Origin of the sequence: Lentzea indica (assembly GCF_012184385.1) — a bacterium.
Taxonomy (GTDB): domain Bacteria; phylum Actinomycetota; class Actinomycetes; order Mycobacteriales; family Pseudonocardiaceae; genus Lentzea; species Lentzea indica.
The window spans coordinates 1-3,415 of record NZ_VSRL01000458.1; the positions used below are offsets into that span (position 1 = coordinate 1).

Sequence of the window (3,415 nt, forward strand, 5' to 3'; positions counted from 1 at the left end):
GGGATCTGGGGTCAAGTCGACGAAAAGCGTGTCGACTTGACCCCAGATCCCGAGCGCGGCAGGGCTTCGCCTGCGACTCGTGACGGGACCACCCCACCTACTGGCTTTGTGAAAAGCGCGCTCGGCTGCGCCTTCGCGGTCGGCTCGCCTGCGGCATTGCGGTGGAGGGATGCCTCGCGGCCTGCTTCGGCTAGTTCGCGGGGGGTGCTGCTGGGGTGTTCAGCGTTGGGATCTTGGCCTTGAAGGCCTTGATCATTGCGTCCCTGCCGATCGAGTTGAACTCCTTGCCCAGGGTTCGCATGATCGAGTTGGCGGTGGGGCGGTACAGGCCGTTCTTGTAGTACCTCGCGCCCTCGACCGGGGCGATCACGCCGCCGTCCGGTGACGGCTGGTTCAGGTACTCGCCCCACTTTGCGCCGGTTGGGTCCTTGGTGACGTTGAACTCGCGCGGTTCGGTGCCTGTGTAGGTGATGTACGGGTAGTCGTACTCGTCTGCCAGGCCGCCGATGGAGTGGCCCAGTTCGTGGATCGCGATCTGGCCCGCTTGGGCGTTGGAGCCTGAGGCTGTGGCCACTGAGCCGCCTGCGCCGCCGTATTTGGTGGTGTTGCCCAGGGCGATGACCTGGTCTGCCTGTGGGGCCAGGGCTGCGTACTCCTTGGCCTTGGTCTCGTTCACGCACAGGAGACGCTCGGTGTTCGCGTCTCGGCCCTGGCACCAGAAGCCCATGTCGAGGGCGGTGTCCTTCAGCAGGCCCTTGGTCGGGTCGTGGTCCACACCGGACTCGGTGGAGATGACGTTGACCTGCCAGACGTTGAAGTACTCCTTGTAGGCGGCGAACGGCTGGACGGCCGAGAGTTCGTCCCACTTGCTTTTCACGTTGGCGGTGTAGGTCGCGATGTCCTCGTTCGTGTAGCCGTCGCCCACGAAGACGAGGTCGAAGGCGTCGGAGGAGTCGCGTTCGCCGTGGATCTTGGTGACCTCGGCTGCGGCGAGCGCGCGGAGGCCTGTTGTTTTCTCGGCTGGTGCCTTCGGGGTGAGGGTTTGGGTGATGGAGCCGTCCTCGTTGAAGACTTCGCGCCATTCCATCGCCGGCGCGGCGCCACCGGTCGGTACCTGCGCGAACAGAGCCAGCGCGGTGACTGTCAGCGCCGGGAGGATCAGCCGCGAACGATGCATGCGCTGACGCTAAGCAACTGTGATGTCACCCACAAGGCGGCGATCGTCGGTACTTCCGGCTCAGTGAGGGCGGGGTGAAAGTGACACCGGTGGGCACGTGATCCGGGCAACTACCTACCCTGAGGTGTGTGAACCCCACCGATCTGGCGATCTCCGGGCCGTTGCTGCTGGCCACCGGGGTCGCTTTGCTCGCCGGGTTCATTTCGTTCGCCTCGCCGTGCGTGGTGCCGTTGGTTCCCGGCTACCTCGCGTACCTCGCTGGGCTGGTCGGTGCCGAGGCGCCTCGGGTGGAGGCGAACGAGCCGGCCAGGCAGGGGCGGTGGCGTGTGGCTGGGGCCTCGCTGCTGTTCGTGCTCGGGTTCACCGTGGTCTTCGCGCTGGCCTCGATGGCCATCCTTGGCGCGTCGGACGCGTTGTTCCTCAATGCTGATCTGTTCCAGCGCATCGGCGGGGTCGTCACGATCCTGATGGGACTGGTGTTCCTCGGGCTCGTTCCTGCGCTGCAGAAGGACGTGCGGTTCCACACCAAGCCCAACGCGGGGCTGCTCGGGGCGCCGTTGCTCGGGGCGGTGTTCGCGCTCGGGTGGACGCCTTGTCTCGGGCCGACGCTGGCCGGGGTGCTTGCCGTTGCGCGCAGCACCGAGGTCGGGTCGTCGACGGTTCGCGGGGCTGTGCTGGTGCTGGCCTACTGCCTGGGGCTCGGGTTGCCGTTCGTGGTGCTCGCGCTCGGGGCGCGGTGGGCGTTGGGCGTCACGAAGTGGCTGCGCTCTCACGCGCGGCAGGTGCAGATCTTCGGTGGCGTGCTGCTGATCCTGGTGGGCATCGCTCTGGTCACCGGGCTCTGGGGTGAGTTCGTCGGGTGGCTGCGCTACTCGTTCGTCGACGTCGTGGAGTTGCCGCTCTAGTGATCGCCTTCCTCCGCAACACGTGGCGCGGCCTCACGTCGATGAGGACCGCGCTGACCCTGCTGTTCCTGCTCGCGCTCGCGGCGATGCCCGGCGCGTTGCTGCCGCAGCTGTCGTTGAACGCGGCCAAGGTCGACGAGTACGTCGCCCAGCACGGCTGGTGGGGCCAGTTCCTGCTCAAGCTCGGGTTCTTCGAGGTGTACGCCACGCCGTGGTTCGCCGCGATCTACCTGCTGCTGTTCACGTCCCTCGTCGGGTGTCTGCTGCCCCGCACGTGGGAGTACTTCAAGCAGATGCGCGCGAGGCCGGTGCTGACGCCGCGCAATCTCTCCCGCATGCCGCACCACGTGCAGGCCGTGCTCGACGTGACGCCGGAAGAGGCCGTCACCAAGGCGAAGAAGGCCATGCGCGGCTGGCGGATGGACACCGGTGAGGGCACGGTCAGCGCCGAGCGCGGGTACCTGCGCGAGACCGGCAACCTGGTCTTCCACTTCGCGTTGCTGGGACTGCTGGTGTCGTTCGCGCTGGGCAAGATGTTCAGCTACGAGGGCCAGATCATCGTCCAGGCCAACGGCGGCCAGTTCTGCAACGGCGGCATCTTCAACTACGACTCGTTCCGGCCCGGCCTGCGGGTCGACGGCACGGATCTCACGCCGTTCTGCGTCGAGATCGGCAAGTTCTCCGCCGAGTACCTCGACAACGGCCAGCCCGTCGGTTACCAGGCAGACATCCGCTACCAGTCGGGCGACGACCTCGCGACGAACACGTGGCGGCCGTACAACCTGCAGGTCAACCACCCGCTGCGGACCGGCGGCGACCGGCTCTACCTGCTCGGCCACGGGTACACGCCGACGTTCACGGTGACGTTCCCGAACGGCGAGAAGCGCACGCAAGGCATCCAGTGGCTGCCGAGCGACCAGCTCACGCTGGCCTCGGAGGGTGCGACGAAGTTCGACCCGCCGCTCGTGACGGACTCCGAGCAGCGGCGCAAGAACCAGATCGCGGTGACCGGACTGCTCGCGCCGACGCCGTTGCTGCACGGCAACATCCTGAACTCGAAGTTCCCCGCCCTGAACAACCCGATGGTCGCCGTCGACGTGTATCGCGGCGACCTCGGCGTGGACGACGGCCGCGGCCAGTCGATCTTCTCGATCGACATGAAGATGGTCGAGCAGGGCCGGTTGCAGAAGGTCGCGCGCAAGAACCTCGCGCTGGGCGAGGAGATCGCGCTCGAGACGGCACCAAGGTGCGCTTCGACTCCGTGAACGACTGGGTGTCGTTGCAGGTCTCGCACGACCCGACGCAGGGCTACGTGCTGGTGTTCGCCATCCTG

General features: G+C 66.7%; 2 protein-coding genes and 1 pseudogene. 2 read left to right on the forward strand and 1 reads right to left on the reverse strand.

The window, feature by feature from the left end:
- Positions 1-190: 190 nt before the first annotated feature.
- A complete protein-coding gene (locus FXN61_RS48285; protein ID WP_167980469.1) occupies positions 191-1,177 on the reverse strand; it encodes a M64 family metallopeptidase in 987 nt (328 codons plus the stop codon).
- Between the two features lie 128 nt (positions 1,178-1,305).
- Between FXN61_RS48285 and FXN61_RS48290 the strand changes: the two genes are divergently transcribed.
- Complete coding sequence (locus tag FXN61_RS48290; RefSeq protein ID WP_167980470.1) at positions 1,306-2,082, forward strand: cytochrome c biogenesis CcdA family protein; 777 nt, start codon at positions 1,306-1,308, stop codon at positions 2,080-2,082.
- A 41-nt stretch (positions 2,083-2,123) separates the two neighbouring features.
- Positions 2,124-3,415, forward strand: a pseudogene (gene resB / locus FXN61_RS48295) (cytochrome c biogenesis protein ResB); the annotation flags it as partial.

What these genes read in the sequence shown, in the direction of transcription:
- FXN61_RS48285 (WP_167980469.1), bottom strand. Translation starts at nt 1,177, where the DNA reads ATGCATCGTTCGCGGCTGATCCTCCCGGCGCTGACAGTCACCGCGCTG.